At 67.6% G+C, this 18,339-nt stretch carries 19 protein-coding genes; 14 read left to right on the top strand and 5 right to left on the bottom strand.

Going from position 1 to position 18,339, the window contains the following annotated elements:
- On the top strand, window positions 1-1,824 hold the full coding sequence (gene sucB / locus RS85_RS06975) for a 2-oxoglutarate dehydrogenase, E2 component, dihydrolipoamide succinyltransferase (RefSeq protein ID WP_046012719.1): 1,824 nt from the start codon (window positions 1-3) through the stop codon (window positions 1,822-1,824).
- Window positions 1,825-1,834: 10 nt separating this feature from the next.
- Here the strand turns inward: sucB and RS85_RS06970 are convergent, their stop codons facing one another.
- A complete protein-coding gene (locus tag RS85_RS06970; RefSeq protein WP_046012718.1) occupies window positions 1,835-3,277 on the bottom strand; it encodes a hypothetical protein in 1,443 nt (480 codons plus the stop codon).
- 163 nt (window positions 3,278-3,440) lie between these two features.
- On the opposite strand from RS85_RS06970, the gene RS85_RS06965 reads away from it, so the two are divergent.
- Entirely contained in the window at window positions 3,441-4,151 is a 711-nt protein-coding gene (locus tag RS85_RS06965; protein WP_046012717.1) for a DUF4191 family protein, read from the top strand.
- Window positions 4,152-4,212: 61 nt separating this feature from the next.
- Here the strand turns inward: RS85_RS06965 and RS85_RS06960 are convergent, their stop codons facing one another.
- The gene (locus tag RS85_RS06960) at window positions 4,213-5,400 is read right to left on the bottom strand and encodes a RimK family alpha-L-glutamate ligase (protein ID WP_046012716.1); all 1,188 of its coding nucleotides are present in this window, start codon (window positions 5,398-5,400) and stop codon (window positions 4,213-4,215) included.
- Between the two features lie 17 nt (window positions 5,401-5,417).
- Here RS85_RS06960 and RS85_RS06955 point away from each other — a divergent pair, with 17 nt between their 5' ends.
- On the top strand, window positions 5,418-5,906 hold the full coding sequence (locus RS85_RS06955; protein ID WP_046012715.1) for an ATP-dependent zinc protease family protein: 489 nt from the start codon (window positions 5,418-5,420) through the stop codon (window positions 5,904-5,906).
- Between the two features lie 25 nt (window positions 5,907-5,931).
- On the opposite strand, the gene RS85_RS06950 is transcribed toward RS85_RS06955, so the two are convergent.
- A complete protein-coding gene (locus RS85_RS06950; protein ID WP_046012714.1) occupies window positions 5,932-6,360 on the bottom strand; it encodes an RDD family protein in 429 nt (142 codons plus the stop codon).
- A gap of 121 nt (window positions 6,361-6,481) precedes the next feature.
- Here RS85_RS06950 and glnA point away from each other — a divergent pair, with 121 nt between their 5' ends.
- A complete protein-coding gene (glnA, locus tag RS85_RS06945; RefSeq protein WP_046012713.1) occupies window positions 6,482-7,906 on the top strand; it encodes a type I glutamate--ammonia ligase in 1,425 nt (474 codons plus the stop codon).
- A gap of 50 nt (window positions 7,907-7,956) precedes the next feature.
- On the opposite strand, the gene RS85_RS06940 is transcribed toward glnA, so the two are convergent.
- Entirely contained in the window at window positions 7,957-8,805 is an 849-nt protein-coding gene (locus tag RS85_RS06940) for a tyrosine-type recombinase/integrase (RefSeq protein WP_235282364.1), read from the bottom strand.
- Between the two features lie 234 nt (window positions 8,806-9,039).
- Window positions 9,040-9,699, bottom strand: a complete 660-nt coding sequence (locus RS85_RS06935; RefSeq protein WP_268748001.1) for a helix-turn-helix domain-containing protein — start codon at window positions 9,697-9,699, stop codon at window positions 9,040-9,042.
- 106 nt (window positions 9,700-9,805) lie between these two features.
- Between RS85_RS06935 and RS85_RS06930 the strand changes: the two genes are divergently transcribed.
- The 10 genes from RS85_RS06930 to RS85_RS06885 all read left to right on the top strand — a co-directional run bounded on the left by RS85_RS06930 (window position 9,806) and on the right by RS85_RS06885 (window position 17,976).
- Window positions 9,806-10,006 (top strand): helix-turn-helix domain-containing protein, encoded by a 201-nt coding sequence (locus RS85_RS06930; RefSeq protein ID WP_046012710.1) that lies wholly within the window; start codon window positions 9,806-9,808, stop codon window positions 10,004-10,006.
- On the top strand, window positions 10,003-10,503 hold the full coding sequence (locus tag RS85_RS06925; protein ID WP_046012709.1) for a hypothetical protein: 501 nt from the start codon (window positions 10,003-10,005) through the stop codon (window positions 10,501-10,503). The genes RS85_RS06930 and RS85_RS06925 overlap by 4 nt, the downstream gene beginning before the upstream one ends.
- Before the next feature lie 999 nt (window positions 10,504-11,502).
- The gene (locus RS85_RS06920; protein WP_152642356.1) at window positions 11,503-11,829 is read left to right on the top strand and encodes a hypothetical protein; all 327 of its coding nucleotides are present in this window, start codon (window positions 11,503-11,505) and stop codon (window positions 11,827-11,829) included.
- Window positions 11,826-12,545, top strand: coding sequence for a hypothetical protein (locus RS85_RS06915; protein WP_046012707.1), 720 nt, complete (start codon window positions 11,826-11,828; stop codon window positions 12,543-12,545). Before RS85_RS06920 ends, RS85_RS06915 begins: the two co-directional genes overlap by 4 nt.
- Complete coding sequence (locus RS85_RS06910) at window positions 12,542-12,880, top strand: hypothetical protein (RefSeq protein ID WP_046012706.1); 339 nt, start codon at window positions 12,542-12,544, stop codon at window positions 12,878-12,880. Before RS85_RS06915 ends, RS85_RS06910 begins: the two co-directional genes overlap by 4 nt.
- Window positions 12,881-13,077: 197 nt before the next feature.
- Window positions 13,078-13,368, top strand: coding sequence for a hypothetical protein (locus tag RS85_RS06905; protein WP_046012705.1), 291 nt, complete (start codon window positions 13,078-13,080; stop codon window positions 13,366-13,368).
- Window positions 13,365-13,562 carry a hypothetical protein gene (locus RS85_RS06900; RefSeq protein WP_046012704.1) on the top strand — a complete coding sequence of 66 codons (198 nt, stop codon included), beginning with the start codon at window positions 13,365-13,367 and terminating at the stop codon, window positions 13,560-13,562. The genes RS85_RS06905 and RS85_RS06900 overlap by 4 nt, the downstream gene beginning before the upstream one ends.
- The gene (locus tag RS85_RS06895) at window positions 13,562-14,362 is read left to right on the top strand and encodes a hypothetical protein (RefSeq protein ID WP_046012703.1); all 801 of its coding nucleotides are present in this window, start codon (window positions 13,562-13,564) and stop codon (window positions 14,360-14,362) included. Before RS85_RS06900 ends, RS85_RS06895 begins: the two co-directional genes overlap by 1 nt.
- 306 nt (window positions 14,363-14,668) lie before the next feature.
- Window positions 14,669-17,542: a phage tail tape measure protein gene (locus tag RS85_RS18955; protein WP_052703464.1), complete on the top strand. Its 2,874-nt coding sequence runs from the start codon at window positions 14,669-14,671 to the stop codon at window positions 17,540-17,542.
- Window positions 17,542-17,976 carry a hypothetical protein gene (locus RS85_RS06885; RefSeq protein ID WP_046012702.1) on the top strand — a complete coding sequence of 145 codons (435 nt, stop codon included), beginning with the start codon at window positions 17,542-17,544 and terminating at the stop codon, window positions 17,974-17,976. The genes RS85_RS18955 and RS85_RS06885 overlap by 1 nt, the downstream gene beginning before the upstream one ends.
- Window positions 17,977-18,339: the final 363 nt, after the last annotated feature.

Raw genomic sequence — 18,339 nt, 5'->3', positions numbered from 1 at the left:
ATGAGCACATCCGTGGTCCTCCCCGCTCTCGGTGAGAGCGTCACAGAGGGTACGGTCACCCGCTGGCTCAAGCAGGTGGGCGACACCGTTCAGGCGGATGAGGGCCTGCTCGAGATCTCGACCGACAAGGTCGACACCGAGATCCCCTCCCCGGTCAGCGGAGTGATCGAAGAGATCCTCGTAGCCGAGGACGAGACCGTAGAAGTCGGCGCACTGCTCGCTCGCATCGGTGACGGCAGCGCCGCGGCCCCCGCGTCGGACGCTCCGGCTGCAGCCGAAGCCACCCCCGCGGAAGCCGCGTCTGCGGAAGCTTCGCCGGCCGAAGAAGCACCCGCCGCGCCTGCAGCAGAGCCCGCTCCTGCGGCTGAGGCCGCGCCTGCTGAGGCCGCACCCGCCGCCGCTCCTTCGGAAGACGCGAAGGACATCGTGCTCCCCGAACTCGGTGAGAGCGTGACCGAAGGCACCGTGACGCGCTGGCTCAAGCAGGTCGGCGACACCGTCGAAGTGGATGAGGCCCTGCTCGAGATCTCGACCGACAAGGTCGACACCGAGATCCCGTCCCCGGTCGCCGGCGTGCTGCAGGAGATCGTGGCCGCCGAAGACGAGACCGTCGCCGTCGGCGCTGTTCTCGCTCGCGTCGGTTCGGGCGCTGCTCCCGCAGCTGCTCCTGCTGCCGAGGCTCCTGCCGCTGAGGCTCCCACGGCCGCCCCCACCGAGACGCCCGCTTCTCCCGCCGAGGCCCCGGCTGCTCCTGCGGCCGAGGCTCCGGTCGCTCAGGCTCCGGCGGCTGAGGCCGCACCTGCCCCTGTCGCTCCCGCGCCTGCGGCAGCACCAGCCGAGCCGGCACCCGCCGCGGCGTCGACTCCTGCTGCGGAAGCAGCTCCGGCGCCGAAGCTCAACCTGCCGACGGAGAGCGACAACCTCTACGTCACCCCGCTCGTGCGCCGCCTGGCCGCGCAGCAGGGCGTCGATCTGGCGTCGGTCACCGGTACCGGCGTCGGTGGTCGCATCCGCAAGGAAGACGTGCTCAAGGCTGCGGAGACCGCTTCGGCTGCTCCCTCGGCGTCAGCGCCCGCCGCCGCTGCGCCCGCCCCGCTCGAGGTGTCGCCGCTGCGTGGTACCACGCAGCCGATGTCGCGTCTGCGCAAGGTGCTCGCGAAGCGCGCAGTCGAGTCGATGCAGCAGACCGCTCAGCTCACCACTGTCGTCGAGGTCGATGTGACTGCTCTCGCGGAATACCGCGACAGCGTCAAGGCGTCGTTCCTGGAGAAGACGGGCGACAAGCTGTCGTTCCTGCCGTTCTTCGCTCTCGCGACCGCTGAGGCTCTGCAGGCGTTCCCCATCGTCAATGCCACGGTCGACGGCGAGAACATCGTCTACCCCGCGAGCGAGAACGTCTCGATCGCGGTCGACACGGAGCGCGGCCTGCTCACTCCGGTGCTGCGCGACGCGGCGTCGAAGAACATCGCTCAGATCGCCCGCGAGATCGCTGATCTCGCGGCGCGCACGCGTGACAACAAGCTGAAGCCCGATGAGCTCGCCGGTGGGACCTTCACGCTGACCAACACGGGATCGCGTGGCGCGCTGTTCGACACTCCGGTCGTGTTCCTTCCGCAGTCGGCGATCCTCGGCACCGGTACGGTCGTCAAGCGTCCCGGTCTGGTGAAGGTCGGCGGCGCTGACGCGATCGCGGTCCGCTCGTACGTGTACCTCGCGCTGTCGTACGATCACCGGATCATCGACGGTGCAGATGCCGCGCGGTTCCTCGGCGCCATGAAGGCACGCCTCGAGGCGGCGCAGTTCGCCGCTCAGCTCGGAGCCTGACGCCACAGCATCACCCTGGCTGGTCCGCGACGCCGTAGACGTCGCGGACCAGCCATTTCTCGTCCTGCCGCACGAGGACCATCATCTGATCGGCTGCCTCGGTCTCGACGTCGTCACCCGGTGCGGCGGCGGCGCTCGAGGAGCCGACGCGGATGACCGCGACGTCACCGTACTCATCGACCACCTCGAAGGTCGGATCACGTCCCGCCGTCACGGCCAGCGCTTCCACCACCCCGATGGAGCCCTCGGCCACCGCTGCCGGGCAGACGAGGTCACCAGCGGCCCGGCATCCATCGATCACCGCCAGGAGTGCGGCGGCCGCGCCCGCCGGCCCCTCCTGCGCCGGCGGAGCGGGAGCGGCGGCGTCCTTTCGCTCCGCGTGGTCCGTGCTCGGAGTCGCCGATGCGGCATCCGATGGCTGAGCGAAGGGTCTCTGCTCCCGCGCGGCGTTCGCAGACTTCGTCGCCTCGCCTGTGGGCCACAGCAGACCCCCGACGAGGACGGCTGCCGCTGCGGCCCCGGCGAGGATCAGCACGCGACGGCGACGCGGAGGGACCGCGCGGTCGGTCCCCGGTTCCGCGGGCCTCTCGGGCGACCCGGTCGTGATCGAGTGGCGCCCGCGGATGCGGGATCGGACGACATCGAGAGCCGACATCAGAACTGCGGAGCCGTCCGCGAACAACGCCCGCGACCCGCGTGGCCCCGAACGTCGCCGATCGCCCCGCCGCGAAGCGCGGCTCGGTGACGCGGCATGCTCCGCCGCTGCCGCCCGCGCGACGTCTCGTGAACGTTCCGGCGCGAGCGTCTCCCGTCCGAGCGGCCGCGGCGCGGCGATCGCCAAGAGCTCCTGCTCCCACTGCTCCAGGAGTCGTCGAGGCACGCGCGGCTGGGAGAGCGCCTTCTCGAGACCCTGCTGCATCGCCCGGAGCGCCCGTCCCAGCGTCTTGTCCCCGCAGTGCTCGGCGAGCCTCGTGACGATCCCCGCCGCCCCCGCTCGCGGATCGTCACCCTGACCGATGACGAAGACGGGGCGGCCGCCGTCGGTCAGCCACCACATCCCCGTCTGCACCTCGTCGACGCCTGCTCCGAGCTCGTCGAGTCCCCGCAGCAGGCTCACGACGAGCGTGCTGCACTCCCCCGACGACAGGGCGGAGCCTGCGGCCATGCGACGGACCAGGAGCCCCAGCACCCGGTCCGTGCACCACGGCAGCAGAGCGTCGTGGCCGTCGCGACGCCGGATGACGTCGACGGGACCCACGACATGCTCCGCCCCCGCGAATCGCCACCCCACCCATCCGGCGAGAGCGGTGGCATCCACCCGCACGGCCACTTCGTCCCCACGAGTGACCAGTGCGCCGGCGAACGGGCCTTCTGTCGGGTCGAGGATTCGGACCACCCGATGCGCTCCCGGGAGGAGCGCGGTACTCCGGTCTTCGATCTCGACGTCTGCCATGCCTCCATCACAGCCCAGCGTCCACCCTCGCGGCAGCGATCCGGCAGGATGTGGACGGATCACCCGCAGTCGAACGATTGTGCAGGACGGGTCGCCTGACAGATCGCTCCGCTGGACGCGAACTCGGCATCACAGCATCCGTGAACTGGGTAGGCTGGTGCCCATGGCAAAGCGTGCTCCCGAACCCGAGAAGCGTCCTGGGTTCTTCTCCCAGATCAAGTCCCTCTTCCGGTTCACTCGCGAGGCGTACCCGTGGCTTCCGTGGGTCCAGGTCGGCATCCTCATCGCAGGTGTGCTCCTCGGCCTCATCGCCGGCTACCTCATTCCGCCGTTCCAGATCTGGACGCTCGTGCTGTGGGGCATCACCGGTCTCATGCTGGGTGTCCTGGGGGCCCTGTTCCTGATGACGCGCATGTCCACTTCGGCCATGTACACGAAGATCGACGGCATGCCCGGTGCCACGGGCCATGTGCTCAGCACCAGCCTCGGCCGCAGCTGGCAGGCCGCCGAGACGCCGGTCGGCATCAACCCGAAGACGCAGGAGGCGGTGTACCGCACCGTCGGACGCGGTGGCATCGTCGTCGTCGGCGAAGGCGCCCGCGGACGGCTCACGCGGCTCGTGAATGAGGAGCGCAGCAAGGCGCAGCGCGTCGCCCACGGTGTTCCCGTCACGGTCCTGTACGTCGGTCACGGCGAGGACGAGGTCCCGATCGCTGACCTCTCCAAGACCATCAAGAAGCTGCCGAAGGCGATCGACAAGACCACGATGGCCGCCGTCATCCGACGCATCGACTCCGTGTCGCAGTCGGTGTCGTCACTGCCGATCCCGAAGGGCATCGACCCGACGAAGGTCCGCGCTCAGCGTCCACGCTGAGCCGCAGCATCCGCCACGAAAGCGCGGCCGCCCTCTCCCGAGGTGAGGCCGCGCTTTTCGTTCACTCGGAGAGAGGCTGACGCGGCAGGCGACGGACCTTCGCCCTGCGTCGGCGACGCTCAGGCACCATCGAACGCATCTCCTCGAGCTTGCCGAAGCAGAAGAGCCGGTCGTCTGCCTCGAGCACGACGTGCTTGCGCGGGTTCGGGATCACGCTGACACCGCGGTGCAGGGTGAGCACCGTGATGTCGCGCTCCCAGAGCCCCGCCTCCCCCAGCGTCTTGCCGACGAGGTCGACCGCGCCGTGCACCATGAGCTCTGCGACGCCGTAGCCGGTGGAGACCGTCAGACGCTGTCGCACGTCGATCTCGGGGAACGCCACCTGGCCGGCGATGTAGTCGATGATCGCGCCGGCGACATCGAGCTTGGTCGCGGTCTCGATGCCCTGCAGGCCCGGCGAGGAATTGACCTCCATGACGAGCGGACCGTCCTCGCCCTCGAGCATGTCGACACCGGCCACCCGCAGGCCCATGATCTGTGCCGACCGTACGGCTGCACGCTCGTAGACCGGATCGAGCTCGATCGCCGCGACCGATCCACCCCGATGCACGTTCGACCGGAACTCGTCGCCGGCCGCGGACCGCCGCATGGCCGCTACCACGCGGTCCCCCACCACGAGAGCGCGGATGTCACGCCCGCGGCTCTCGGAGATGAACTTCTGGATGAGCACGTTCTGCTTCGTCGAATGCAAGGTCTCGATGATCGCCTCGGCGACCTTCACCTGCGGGGCGAGGATGACACCGATGCCCTGCGTTCCCTCGAGCAGCTTGATGACGACCGGTGCACCGCCGACCCGCTCGATCGCGGGACGCACGTCCGCGCGATTGCGCACGAAGGCCGTCGGCGGCATGGCGATGTTGTGTCGGGACAGGATCTGATTCGCCCGCAGTTTGTCGCGCGCGCTCGAGATGCCGTTGGCGGTGTTCGGCGTGTACACGTCCATCTGCTCGAACTGTCGCACCACGGCGGTGCCGAAGTACGTGATCGAGTTCCCGATGCGCGGCAGGATGGCGTCGTAGTCGCTGAGCTGACGGCCCCGGTAGTGAAGATCGGGTTCGTCGGACGTCAGATCGATCGCGAAGCGCAGGGTGTTGAGCACCTTCACGTTGTGACCGCGCTGAAGCGCAGCCGCACGCAGTCGCTGGGTGGAGTACGCCTGGGGCGCGCGGGAGAGCACAGCGATCTTCACGGAGGATTCCTGCCAGGATGGGTCGAGTGAACAAGTCTCCCCATTCAAACACCCTTACGGGGTGGCGCGAGTGGGTGAGTCTGCCCGATCTCGGAGTCGATTGGCTGAAGGCCAAGATCGACACCGGCGCTCGCACCTCCTCGCTGCACGCGTTCGATGTGCACGAGTTCGAACGGGAGGGCGAGGACTGGGTCCGCTTCCGGGTCAAACCCTGGCAGGACAGCCAGGAGGATGCCGTCGTCGTCGAGACTCCCGTGCACGATCGGCGCGCCGTGCGCAGCTCTTCAGGGCACGCGCAACAGCGTCTCGTCGTGAAGATGCTGATCCGTCTGGTCGACCGTGAGGTGCTCGCCGAGGTCACGTTGAGCAATCGTGACGAGATGGGCTTCCGAATGCTGATCGGACGTGAAGCCCTGCGGCACGGCTACATCGTCGACCCGGCACGGTCGTTCCTGGGCGGACGCGCGCCGCGCGAAGCCCGCCGCCGCAACCGCGGGCGGGTCTGACCCGAAGCCGCAGGCGGATCCGGAGTCAGGCGCGGATCAGCACCGTGCCGACGAGCTTGTCGTGCAGGCCTCGCTGATCTGCATCCCAGATCACTGCGGGCACGACGACGATCAGCAGCAGTGTGCGGACGATCGGACGCCACAGGCCGACCCATCCGCCGTCGAGCCGCACGACACGCATGCCGAGGATGCGATGCCCCGGGCTGCCGCCGGCCGTCGGGATGAACAGGATCTGCAGGAGCGCGAACACCAGCATCGGCGCGAACTGCGAGAGCCCGGCCTCGGTCGGCAGCGCGAACTGGTCGAAGCCGAGGAAGGCCGTCGCGATGATGGTCGCCGCGGTGTAGTCGATCGCGAGAGCGCCGATGCGGCGACCGACTCTGCCGATGCTCCCCGACCCCGTCGCCGGCAGTCCGAGTCGCTCGCCGGGGTATGTGTTCACAGCATCAGTCACCGCTCCAGCCTAGGCGACCCCTGTAACATGCCCGAAACAATACGGACACCCCGGAGAAACGCCCCGGCCGTACTGTGCACAATGGCCGTGAAGCCATCGATCCGCAATCCAGGAGTCGTACATGTTCAAAGATTCGTCCGAGGTTCTGAGCTACATCAAGGAGAACGAGGTCAAGTTCCTCGACATTCGCTTCACCGATCTCCCTGGTGTGCAGCAGCACTTCAACATTCCTGCGGCGACGGTCGATGAAGCGTTCTTCACGGAGGGCCAGCTGTTCGACGGCTCGTCGATCCGCGGCTTCGCCAGCATCCACGAGTCCGACATGCAGCTCATCCCGGATGTCACGACGGCGTACATCGACCCGTTCCGCGAGGCGAGCACCCTCGTGATGATCTTCGACATCTACAACCCGCGCACCGGCGAGATCTACTCGAAGGACCCGCGCCAGGTCGCCAAGAAGGCCGAGAAGTACCTCTCCTCGACCGGGATCGCCGACACCGCGTTCTTCGCTCCCGAGGCCGAGTTCTACATCTTCGACGACGTGCGCTACTCCGTCACCGCCGGCGAGAGCTTCTACAAGGTCGACTCGGAAGAGGCTGCCTGGAACACCGGCCGTGAGGAAGAGGGCGGAAACCTCGCCAACAAGACGCCCTACAAGGGCGGCTACTTCCCCGTCTCCCCCGTCGACAAGACCGCCGACCTGCGCGATGACATCACCCTCAAGCTGATCGACGCCGGATTCATCCTGGAGCGCTCGCACCACGAGGTCGGCACCGCGGGCCAGCAGGAGATCAACTACCGCTTCGACACGATGGTCCACGCGGCGGACGACATCCTCAAGTTCAAGTACATCGTCAAGAACACCGCCAACGAGTGGGGCAAGGTCGCGACCTTCATGCCCAAGCCGCTCTACGGCGACAACGGCTCCGGAATGCACACGCACCAGTCGCTGTGGGCAGACGGCAAGCCGCTCTTCTACGACGAGGCCGGCTACGGCCAGCTCAGCGACATCGCGCGCTGGTACATCGGCGGCATCCTGGCGCACGCGCCGGCCCTGCTCGCCTTCACGAACCCGACGCTGAACAGCTACCACCGTCTGGTCAAGGGCTTCGAGGCCCCGGTCAACCTGGTCTACTCGGCCGGCAACCGCTCCGCCGCGATCCGCATCCCGATCACGGGCTCCAACCCGAAGGCCAAGCGCATCGAGTTCCGCGCGCCCGACGCCTCCGGCAACCCGTACCTCGCGTTCGCCGCGCAGCTGATGGCGGGCCTCGACGGCATCAAGAACCGTATCGAGCCGCACGAGCCGGTCGACAAGGACCTCTACGAGCTTCCCCCCGAGGAGGCCAAGGGCATCCCGCAGGTCCCGAACTCGCTGCTGGACTCGCTGGACGCACTGGCGGAGGACCACCAGTTCCTCCTCGAGGGCGGCGTGTTCACCAAGGAGCTCATCGAGACCTGGATCTCCTACAAGTACGAGAACGAGATCCTGCCGATGGCCCAGCGCCCGCACCCGTTCGAGTACGAGCTGTACTTCGGGGTGTAGCGGAAAACCGCGGGATTTCGGGCCTTAGTCCGCAGGAGGTCCGCAGAATCTCAGATTGAACCCGTCTCAGCGTCGCGCTGGGGCGGGTTCTTTCGTGCTCTCAAGACGTCGTCGACGGCCGCGCGCGACGACTCGTCGCGGTCCGGCCACATGTGCCCGTACGTGTCGAGCGTGGTCTTCGCCGATGCATGGCGGAGCCGCGTCTGCACGGTCTTGATGTCGAGACCCGCCGCGATGAGCAGGGAGGCAAAGTAGTGACGGAGGTCGTGAATCCGGAAGCCCTCCGGCAGGCCCTCCACGGTGACTCTCGCGCTCTTGAACGCTGTCTCGATGGTGTACGGCGCGACCGGCCTTCCGAACGCTCCCACGACGATGGTGTCGCTCCCCCACTGCACTGGGTTCGCGTTGAGCATGAGGGCCAGATCCGCAGGGATCGGGATGGCCGTCTTGCTCGTCTCGGTCTTGAGCTCGTCGCCGGGGTACTGGATGGCCGGCGTGATGATGCCGCGCATGAAGTCGACGTCGGAGACACGCAGGGCGGCGATCTCGGCCACCCTCAGCCCCGCAAACGCCCCGAGCAGTACCACGGGTCGGAAGTACTCAGGTAGGGCATCGTGAAGCGCCCACACCTGCTCCGTGGTCGCGACGTACGCACGTTGCTTCGGCGCCGCCGGAGACGTGCGCCTCGAGCACGGATTCTTGGCGACGAGGCCATCGTGCTGAGCGTCCGCGAAGAGCTGCGAGAGGCGTCGGTGCAACGCGTAGACGTACGAATCTGCGTAACCGCGTGCCGCGAGAGCGACGACCCACGAACGGACCTCAGACGGACGCACATCGCGCAGCGGTCTCCCCCCGAGATCCTCGACGATGACACGCACATGCACGCGGGCCTGTCGCACCGTCGACGCCCTGTGACGCTCGTACCCAGCGAGCCACGTTTCCGCCCACTCCCCGACCGTGACGCGCGCCTTCGATGGAGCAAGGTGCGTACCAGTGACCAGCTCCGCAGTACGCTCGTCGAGCCACGCCTGCGCCTCCCGCTTTGTGTCGCGGTGCGCCGAGTGCTCCCGACCAGTTTCGTCGCGATAGCGGGCGCGCCAGACCCCGTCAGGTCTTTGCTTGACGCTCGCCACTCAATCCCCCGGCACTATCGCGGCCGGTTCGAGTACACCGGCGTCGCCGCCCGCGCTGACGAACGAGCGGACCGCGATCTCGTGAGTGCGCATCTCCGCGTCGTGCTGCTGTAGAAGCGCTCGCAGGCTTGCGCTGGCTGACGGCGAAGTTCGCGCCACCGCCTCGACCAAGGCGACCCCGGCGGCATCAGTCGCCGCCTCCGCGCCACCGAGCGCGCGCGACAGCCCAAGATCCGAGCCGACGAGCGAGACATAGGTCTGCATCTCATCCCGGAGATGTCGAATGCGCGTCCGAGCCTCCTCGACCTGCCGCCCCCACAAGAGCAACTCGGCAGCGCGCTTGCCACCACTCGTCTTGGGTGCCCCCAGCCCGCGAGAAAGCCATCGTGTCGCCGCTGAAATGGTGATCACACGTGAGCCGACCTGGATCTTCCTGAACGGGCGAGACACGTCGAACAGGAGCGCGCTGGGTGGCACATCGAGAGCATCGCTGATCGCGAACAGTTCGGTCACACTCAGATCCGAGCGTCGACCGTTCTCGATGTTGGCGATCACCGAGCGGGTCAGGCCCGCGGCGTCGGCAAGCACCTGCGCGCTCATGCCGGAGAGCTTTCGGTACGCCTGGATTCTTTGACCAAGGCCTTCATCATCTTGTGCCACGAAGACACACTATCGCGAAGCTTGCGCCAATTTCAATCACGTGCGACACTGTGCATCAAGGACACATACGAACTCCGTATGTGTCATCACCACACAGGAGGATTTCATGAGCATGCACGCACAGGCCGAGCGACCGCGCTTCTATTTCGTCCCCGAGGTCGCGATCGAACTCCGCCGCTCCGAGGCATCCGTGCGCTGGCTGATCGCCACGAAGCGCATCAAGACCGGCAAGATCGCCGGCCGCGTCGTCGTGAAGCCCGAGGATCTCGACGCCTTCATCGAGGCAGGATTCGAGGAGTCGAAGTGACCGTCGAGGCGGCGGCGGAGTGGGCGCTCGCATACGTTGCTCATCGAGAGACGCTCAGCACTGCCCTCGAACAGAGTCCCAAGTTCAACGAGTGGGCGAAGTCGCAAGAGGGCTTTCGCACAATGAAGGCCTGCCTCGACGAGGTGCTCCGCGACGCGGAGATGCCCGCGTTCCCGCTCTCAGCGCTCCCCTGGTGGGCCGTGAGTAGCGAGACCCACTGGAGCTCCAGTGGCGGCGAGACCGCAGTGATGTTCTATGGGCGGGAACACCGCTCGGGCGAGGTGAGCGCCATGCTCGAGGGCGGTCTGTACGTCACCGTCGGCGAGAACGAGAACGGCGACCCGATCGGCACCATGCACTGGTGGGAGGACGCCGTGTTCGCACGCTTCCCCGATGACCTGGAGATCCGCACTCCCGAGCAGGCCGCAGCGTACGCAGAAGTGATGAGATCCGTCGGCGACGAACTGCGCGAGATCCGGCAGAGGGAGCAGGAGTGATGATGGGCGCAGGCCTCGCGAAGGCGGCCTACCTGGCCGCAGCAAAAGCCGGGGTCGACCATGCTCCGACCCGGGTTCTCGTGTACATGGCTCTCGTGGCGCTGGACTCCGACCCCGAGCCGAGCTACTTCGGTGGCCGCACGGCGCTTGCCGAATCCCTCGGCGCCCCCGCCACGACCAGCGGGTTTCGAGCCGTGGACAGAGCCATGTCGACGCTGTCGAGGCGCGGCTTGACAGCGCTTGCCCGCAAGGGTGCCCCGGGTCGCCACTCCCGATATCTGCTCCGGGACGAGACGGGATCGCCGCTCTCCGCGGACACACCACGGTCAGCGTCGGGTGATCGGCGAACACACCACGGTGAGCGGGTTGTGAATAACTCGGAACACACCACGGTGAGCGGTCGAACACACCACGGTGAGCGGTCAGAACACACCACGGTGAGCGTGGACCTGAGGAGTAGGGAGGATAAAGAGGAGGAGACGCGCGCGAGCGCCCCCACCCGAACCTGTCGTCGCCATTCGAGCTGGGAGCACGATCAACCGTGCCGAGCGTGCGCAGCTGACCGTCGAGCTGCTGAGGCGCTCGCTAACGTGCGTACTCCGTCGACGATGAGTCCTCGAGTCCTCGACTGCGGGTCCGGAAACCATCGCCTCCTTCCCGACAAGACCTGCATGGTCTGCGAGTACCGCGATCCGCTCTGGGACGTCGCATGAGCGAGATCAGTGAGGCGTATGCCGATCTCGGTGGGGGGGTGCAGAGTCGGCAGGGCCTTTCGAGGCGGGCTGGCATCCGTCGACCGGACACCAGCCAGGGGTGCGGACCAGTACGTACCCCTGGCGGAGTGTGTAGCCAGCATCTGTTCGACCCGGTGTCGGGCTGGTGCGGGTGCGGCACACGCGACGACGGCAAGCTCGCGGAGGGTTCCCCTGCGTGGCGTGCTGCCCTCGAGGCCAGGATGCCCGGGGCGGGAAAGTGACCGGCTTCCCTCCCCCGGTCGCCGTGCTCGAGCGCCTCGAAGGCTTGGCGATGATCGCGGCTGAGACTCTCGTCGATGAGCAGGTAACGCTCATGCGAGACAGCCCTCGCGAGTACCTCGCGCTCGCCGACGCCACATCGGACCTACCGGCGCTCTGCGTGGACGACGCCCGCTACACGTTCGACCGCCCCGCCTTGCTCACGGTCGTTGACACAGCCGAGATGCGCGCCATCTGTTCGATGTGTCACGCCGTGGTGCAGTGCGACGCCTTCGCGACCGCCGCACTCCCCCCGGTCGGCTTCTGGGCCGGCCGCCAGTACCCAGAACCGAAGGACGACACCGCCGCATGATCGAACGACCCTGCATCCGTGGGTGCACCGTCCCCGGCCTGCACTACGCCGCATGCGAGAGCTATGGCCGCTCCGACGGCCTCTGCACCGGATGCGTGACCGCCGCCTCGCGAGACGACGCTCTCGTGTGCGGACGATGCTACGGCCGACTGCACCGCACCCTGGACCGTGCGCCCGAGCTCGTCGAGCACGTTCGCACCCTCACGGGCAACGTCAGCGCGAAACGCTACGACAGCGAGGTCAGCCACGGTGCCGCAGCCCACACTCGCGCCCCCGCGTCCGCCGACATGCTCGACGCCTACCGCGACGTCATGGCGACCATCGGCGTGAGCCACCTCGCGACGCTGGTGACGCCTGAGAGCGCCCGTACCGCGGCGGAGGGTGCCGTCCGCGAGCTCCTCGCCCACTTCGATCAGATCGCCAACGACGCGGACTCGTTCGCCCAGTGGTGGCAGATCGTCGTCGCTCAAGAGGTGCCCACCCACCCGGAGTTCTGGACGATCAGCCGCGTCCTCGCCCGGTGGCCGCTCCAAGACCGCCGACGGTGGGCATCCGCACCCTGCCCCGCCTGCGACCTGATGAGCGTCTCGATCACCCCGCCCGCACGACCGCTCGCACCCGTCTGGTACTCGTGCACCTCCTGCGACTGGGAACGCAACGACCGCGACGACGAGGGGCTGTGGGAAGCCCTGTTCGGCACGAGGGAGGCATCATGACCGACACCCGCAATTACCCGAAGATCGCCGAAGGCCTTCGCCGACGAGCTCGTGCCGCCGAGGCGCAGCGCGACCGCCTGCGCGGGGCCGTCGAGACGCAGAATCAGATGCTCCTCGGGATTGTGCTTCGCGACGTCCTCGCTGACCCCGCCGACTTCGCCCGCTTCGTCGACGTCGACGCCTTGCATTCCGCGGACGGCACGCTCGTTTGGGCCGAGATTTGGGCGACCCTCGACCGTCTGCTCGCTGATCGGCCGTATCTCGCGGCCACGGCAACAGATTCACCACGCCCACGCGGCCGACGTGCGCTATCTTGGTTCTCGACGGGAGCGTGATCGGCTGTATGGGTCGCTCGCTTCGACGGTCAGAAGTCTCCTGGTTGGGGAACACGCGGACGGGCCTGAGCGCCGCGCGTGCAGTCTCACACCTTTCGGAGACACGCATGTTCAATCGTCAACCGGCGCTGACTTCTCTCACCGCCCCTCCCGCCATCGCACGCGCGACCGCTATGGTTCACGCGGCGCGAGCAGCTATGCCGGCCGTCACCGTGCACCCGAACCACCCCGGGCGCCAGGCGGCGGCACCGTCCCTCATGGATCGCTTGGCCGACCGTCTCGGACTCGCCGCAGGATCGACTCCTGCCGCGGCGCTGGCCGCGTTCGACGCCCAGCGAGCCGCCCGCGTTCAGGCCCCCGCAACCCTCGCCGCCCGCGCGGGTTGGGCCGCGCCCGCCAACGTCGCCCCGCGTCCCGCCGCGCCCTCGGAGAGCGCCATCGCCGCGCTCGCCGCGAAGGCCGGCTGGACCACCCGCGGGAAGGCATGACCGTGGACGTCAACACCTACATCCACGGCGACGCGCAGTACGTCGTCCTCGCGCCCTGCGTCGTCGTCGACCTCGTCGGAGGCGACGTGCGACAACGGTACGTCTACCGCAACGGCTACTTGCCCGCCAACACCCGCCCCACGCAAATCGAGCACCTGCTCGAACAGCACTCCATCGAGAAGGTCGAGGCCTGATGATGTCTTGGACCAACATCCGCGATTTCGCCAAGCGCTGCCAGGCGCTGGGTATCACCGTGCCCGAACCCGTCGTGCGAGGACTCCACCTCGCCGGAGTCGCCTCCGCCCACGAGCAGGCACCATCCGGTCGCCTGATCGACATGACCGACGACGAGCTGCGCGACCGCGTCACGGACATCGCCATCCGACTCCACGACCGCGACGGCATCGGTTCCAACCGAGGCATGGCACCCGGCGTCCGCAAGGTGCAAGAGGATCTGCTGCGCGAGGTCGTCATCGACACCGTCCCGCACCTCGAGGAGTTCATCACGGATCTGCGGCCACGCTTCGAGGAAGCGATCGCCCCGCTCGTCGACGCCGCACAGAACCACGGCATCACCTACGCCACGACGTCGGACTTCGTCATCGACCAGGACGATGCGACGATCGCCGCGTACCGAGCCGCGAAGCGCGCCTGGTTCGCCGTGCAACCGATCGCCTCCTTCCGGATCGACATCTCGAAGACGTTCGGTCTCGAGCCGACAGGTGGGATGAGTAACGACTTCTCGGTTCTGTTCGCCGCGGGAGACAACTGGGGCCACGGTGGCCGCTACTACCTCGAGGGCAAGACGCAGTCTCACCTCGACTGGTTCGCGCTCACGGCCGGCGGTGTGACGCTCAACGGCATCACCGACGTCCACAACAAGCTGCGAGCACGGAGAGCACGGCCGAACACCGTCACGGCGGATGCGGATGGCGATCTCGTCTTCGTAGAGATCCCGGCGTACGGACCGATGCCGACCTTCCCTCGCTCATGACCAGACTCTCGTACGTGTCGCCCGCCCGCCGTCCTCTTTCCGGTATGGGGCCTTCACGTACGACGCTTCACACGGTGGGAGTGGAACCCACCAGAGGAAGCAACACAGATGGGGCCGAAGCTGGGCGGGGTCGGCCCCTCACACACGCTCAGACAAGCGCACACGAGACCGAAGGACACCCCATGCCCCCGAAAATCCAGCCCCAGACGCGGAGGACGGCACACCGCCGGGTGGGTGTTCCTCTCTCCCCGATAACTCCGATAGGGGGTCGCGCGTACGCGTGCGCGCGCGAGGAGGTGATTCCTGATGGCGAAACTCACCGTCGCTGACCTCGAGGTTCTGTTCTCCGCGAACGTCGACAAGGTCGAGAAGGCCGAGAAGCAGATCGTCGCGATCGGCAAGAAGATCGAGAGCAAGCCGCTCACCCTCGACGCCGACGCCAAGGGCGTGCTCGGCAGCATCGAACGCGTCGAGGCGCGAGCCAAGAAGCTCGTCTCCGAGCGCGCCGTCCTGAAGCTCGACGCCGACGTGTCCCGCGCCGAGAAGAACCTCGGCCGCGCCATCGACCGCCTCGAGGATCTCCACGTCCGCGCTGAGGGTGGTATCGACGTGACCGCCGACGTCCGCCGCGCCGAGGCGTCGATCCAGCGGTTCGAGCGCCAGCTCGAGGGACTGAAGCAGGCGCGCAACGTCGTCGACGTCGACGTCGACCCGGAACCCGCAGAGTCGAACCTGAAGCGGTTCCTCAGCTTGTTCCGCAAGAAGACCGAGGAGGCCGGGTCCGAAGGCGGCCGCTCGCTCGGGCAGGGCCTCGACGCGGCCACGCGCGGCGCAGGTCAGAAGGTCGGCGACGTCGTCGGCGGCGACATCGAGTCCACCCTCGTCGACGCCCTCTCCGCGATCCCGATCGCCGGTGGAATCATCCTCGCCGGCGTCGCCATCGGCAAGGCCATCACGGGCGCGATTCAAGACGGCCTCGCGGTCGAGAAGAACACCGACCGACTGCAGGGCCTCACCGGCATCACCGAAGCCGAGGCACTGCGCCTCGGCCGCGCATCCGGCGAGGCATACGCGAACAACTTCGGCGACTCCATCGAATCCAACATGGATGCCACCCGGCTCGCCCTGCAGTTCCGCATCCTCGACCCCTCGGCCACGACACGCGACGCACAGCTCGTCGTGCAGGGACTCGCCGGAATCGCCGACGTGCTCGGCGAAGACGTCGAGCCAGTCGCTCGCACGGTGGCGCAACTGCTCCGCACGGGTCTCGCGGCCTCCGCGAAGGATGCGTTCGACATCCTCGCCACCGGCGCCCGCGAGGGGGTCAACATCGGTGGAGATCTCCTCGATACCTTCGATGAGTACAGCACGCAGTTCCGGAAGCTCGGTCTCGACGGGCCTCAGGCACTCGGCCTGATCTCCCAGGGACTTCGCGCGGGAGCTCGGGACAGCGACGTCGCAGCTGACGCGCTGAAAGAGTTTGCGATCCGCGCCATCGACCCGGCCATGAAGCAGGGATTCGAAGAGGTCGGCTTTTCCTGGGACGATCTCTCACGTCGCATCGCTGAGGGTGGCCCCACGGCCGCCGCCGCGCTCGATGAGACCCTCGACCGCATCCGAGAAATGCCCGATCCTGCCCAGCAAGCTGCGGCTGCGATGGCGCTGTTCGGCACCCAGTCGGAGGACATGGCTGCAGCACTCCTCAGCATGGATCTCTCGACCGCGGTCGAGCAGCTCGACGGCGTGCAAGGAGCCGCGCAGCGCATGTTCGACACCCTCGCCGACAACGATGCTTCGAAGATCGAGCAGGCTGGCCGGAACATCGAAGTCGCCGCCGACGGCATCAAGGGCGCTCTCGCCGCCGCGTTCGGAGAACCGCTCGAGAACCTCGCGACCTGGGTCTCGCAGAACCGAGGCCCGCTGACGCAGTTCCTCCTCGACCTCGCGAACGGTGCCCTCGATTTTGGGGCATCGATGGTCACCAGCGCCGCGGACGCGACCGAAGCGATCGGAACGTTCATCGCCGGGCCGATGGCAGACCTCGTCGGGTGGCTCGGCTCGATCTCGAACAGCGAAGAACTCAAGACGCTCGCCGACGATATGCGCGACTTCGACGAGACGACGGCAACCGCCGCCGACACCATGCGCACCGACTGGCTCGGCTCGATCGAGCAGGCCCGAGGCGAACTCAACAAGTGGGGCGAACCGGTCGTCATGCTCGGCTACGCGAATGACGCGGCCCTGCGCACCGCGGAGTCGGTGGCGAAGGTCGGCATCGCGGCGGATGGCACCGCCTTCTCGCTGACAAGCTTCGACACTGCCAACCTGGGCGCGACGGCGTCCGGTCGGGCACTGCAGGAGCAACTCGACGCGTCCGCTGCGGCACTCGCGGCCGAGTACGAGGCGGCTATCGCGGCCGGCGACTCGCAAGCCAACCTGCAGGACCGATATACCGCGACGCGAGATGCGCTCATGGGACAGCTCACCGCGCTGGGACTGAACACCGAGCAGGCGCAGGCGCTCATCGACACGGTTCTGCAGACGCCCGAGGAGGCGTCGACGACCTACACGTCGAACGCGGACACGGAGACCGGCAAGGTCATCGATCTCGGCAACCGCATCATCACCCTTCCCGACGGCAGCACCGTCATCTACGCCGACACCTCGCCCGCTCGAGGGATGATCGACAGCCTGATCACGACGAGCAACGGCAAGCAGATCAAGATCAAGGTGTTCGCCGATGGCTCCGGGTTCAAGCTCCCGGGTGGGCGCACGGTGACGGCTCAGGCGAACGGAGGCGTCGTCGAGTTCATGGCGAACGGCGGTCTCACGCCGATGTCGTCGCTCGCGCAGATGGTCCCTCAGAACACCTGGCGCGTCGTTGGCGACCGGAGCGACGTCCCCGAGCTGTTCGCCCCGCTCGACGGGTCGGCGCGCTCCTGGGCACTGCTCATGGAGGGCTTCGCCCGGATGCCGGGAAGCCCGCCGCAGATGATGGCGAACGGGGCCGTCACGGGCGGCGGGGCGCTCGGCGACATGGCCACGCTCATCAATGAGATCCGCGCCCTGCGCGGCTCACTCAGCCGGCCGAACGTCAGCCTCTCTGGCAACATCGAGCGCGAGTGGCTCAGCGCGATGCGAGAGCTTCGCGATGACGAGGGCACAGAAGGGATCGGCTGATGACCTCGACCACGCGGTACGTCCAGGCCCTCCGCGTCGCGAACCTACTCAGCGCCGCAGCACCCGCACCCCTGGCCCCGCTCGCGCTCGGCGCCTTCGCAGAGCTCGCCGATCTCACCACCGTCGAGCAGATGAGCCTCTGGGCATATCGCCACTCCATCCGGACCCGGAGACGTGAACGCCACATCCTCACCGTCCTCGCGGCATTCACCGCGGCGGCGATCACAGATGGCCCGAGCCGGTTCCACAGCCTGCAGCTCCGCCCGGACGCGACAGCGATTGACACGATGTGTGGGCAACTCATCACGACCGCCGCGAACGGCGACGCCGATACCGTCGACGCCCTCACGCACGTCTGGGCCGCCAACCCTCACCACATCCGGCAAGCCGTGCTCCTGCAACTCCTCGCCACGGCGCAGCACCGCGCCAACTAGCGCCCCGGGTGAGGTGGCGGAGCACCACCTCACCCGTCGCGTGCACCAGGTCGACGCGTCGCGGAGGACCTGCGCGACGCGTCGCAGGCGGCCGTCGACGACGCGTCGCGCTGCTCTCGAGCGACGGGTCAGGTCCGCAGAAAGTCCGCAGAACGCTCACGCCAGGGTGAGGGCGACCACCATCCCACATCACAAAATCCGCGAGATTCCGCGGATCTCATCAGTCGGCAACTCCCGCCACCCACCGGTGCAGAGTCCGAGCTGTACTTCGGGGTCTGACACCTCGCATTCCACTCAGAAGCCCGTTCCGGCGTCAAGCCGGGGCGGGCTTCTTTTGTGTCGCGATACGGTTGCATGTCAGCG

The sequence above is a fragment of the Microbacterium sp. SA39 genome (genome assembly GCF_000967865.1).
Lineage (GTDB): Bacteria > Actinomycetota > Actinomycetes > Actinomycetales > Microbacteriaceae > Microbacterium.
The sequence above is the reverse complement of the archived record's forward strand: the minus strand, read 5'-3'. Positions and strand labels throughout refer to the sequence as shown.

Excerpts from the sequence above, each read along its gene's own strand:
- sucB (WP_046012719.1), top strand. The coding sequence starts at position 1 with ATGAGCACATCCGTGGTCCTCCCCGCTCTCGGTGAGAGCGTCACAGAG.
- RS85_RS06970 (WP_046012718.1), bottom strand. The coding sequence starts at position 3,277 with ATGGCAGACGTCGAGATCGAAGACCGGAGTACCGCGCTCCTCCCGGGA.
- RS85_RS06965 (WP_046012717.1), top strand. The coding sequence starts at position 3,441 with ATGGCAAAGCGTGCTCCCGAACCCGAGAAGCGTCCTGGGTTCTTCTCC.
- RS85_RS06955 (WP_046012715.1), top strand. The coding sequence starts at position 5,418 with ATGGGTCGAGTGAACAAGTCTCCCCATTCAAACACCCTTACGGGGTGG.
- glnA (WP_046012713.1), top strand. The coding sequence starts at position 6,482 with ATGTTCAAAGATTCGTCCGAGGTTCTGAGCTACATCAAGGAGAACGAG.
- RS85_RS06930 (WP_046012710.1), top strand. The coding sequence starts at position 9,806 with ATGAGCATGCACGCACAGGCCGAGCGACCGCGCTTCTATTTCGTCCCC.
- RS85_RS06915 (WP_046012707.1), top strand. The coding sequence starts at position 11,826 with ATGATCGAACGACCCTGCATCCGTGGGTGCACCGTCCCCGGCCTGCAC.
- RS85_RS06910 (WP_046012706.1), top strand. The coding sequence starts at position 12,542 with ATGACCGACACCCGCAATTACCCGAAGATCGCCGAAGGCCTTCGCCGA.
- RS85_RS06905 (WP_046012705.1), top strand. The coding sequence starts at position 13,078 with ATGCCGGCCGTCACCGTGCACCCGAACCACCCCGGGCGCCAGGCGGCG.
- RS85_RS06900 (WP_046012704.1), top strand. The coding sequence starts at position 13,365 with ATGACCGTGGACGTCAACACCTACATCCACGGCGACGCGCAGTACGTC.
- RS85_RS06895 (WP_046012703.1), top strand. The coding sequence starts at position 13,562 with ATGATGTCTTGGACCAACATCCGCGATTTCGCCAAGCGCTGCCAGGCG.
- RS85_RS18955 (WP_052703464.1), top strand. The coding sequence starts at position 14,669 with ATGGCGAAACTCACCGTCGCTGACCTCGAGGTTCTGTTCTCCGCGAAC.
- RS85_RS06885 (WP_046012702.1), top strand. The coding sequence starts at position 17,542 with ATGACCTCGACCACGCGGTACGTCCAGGCCCTCCGCGTCGCGAACCTA.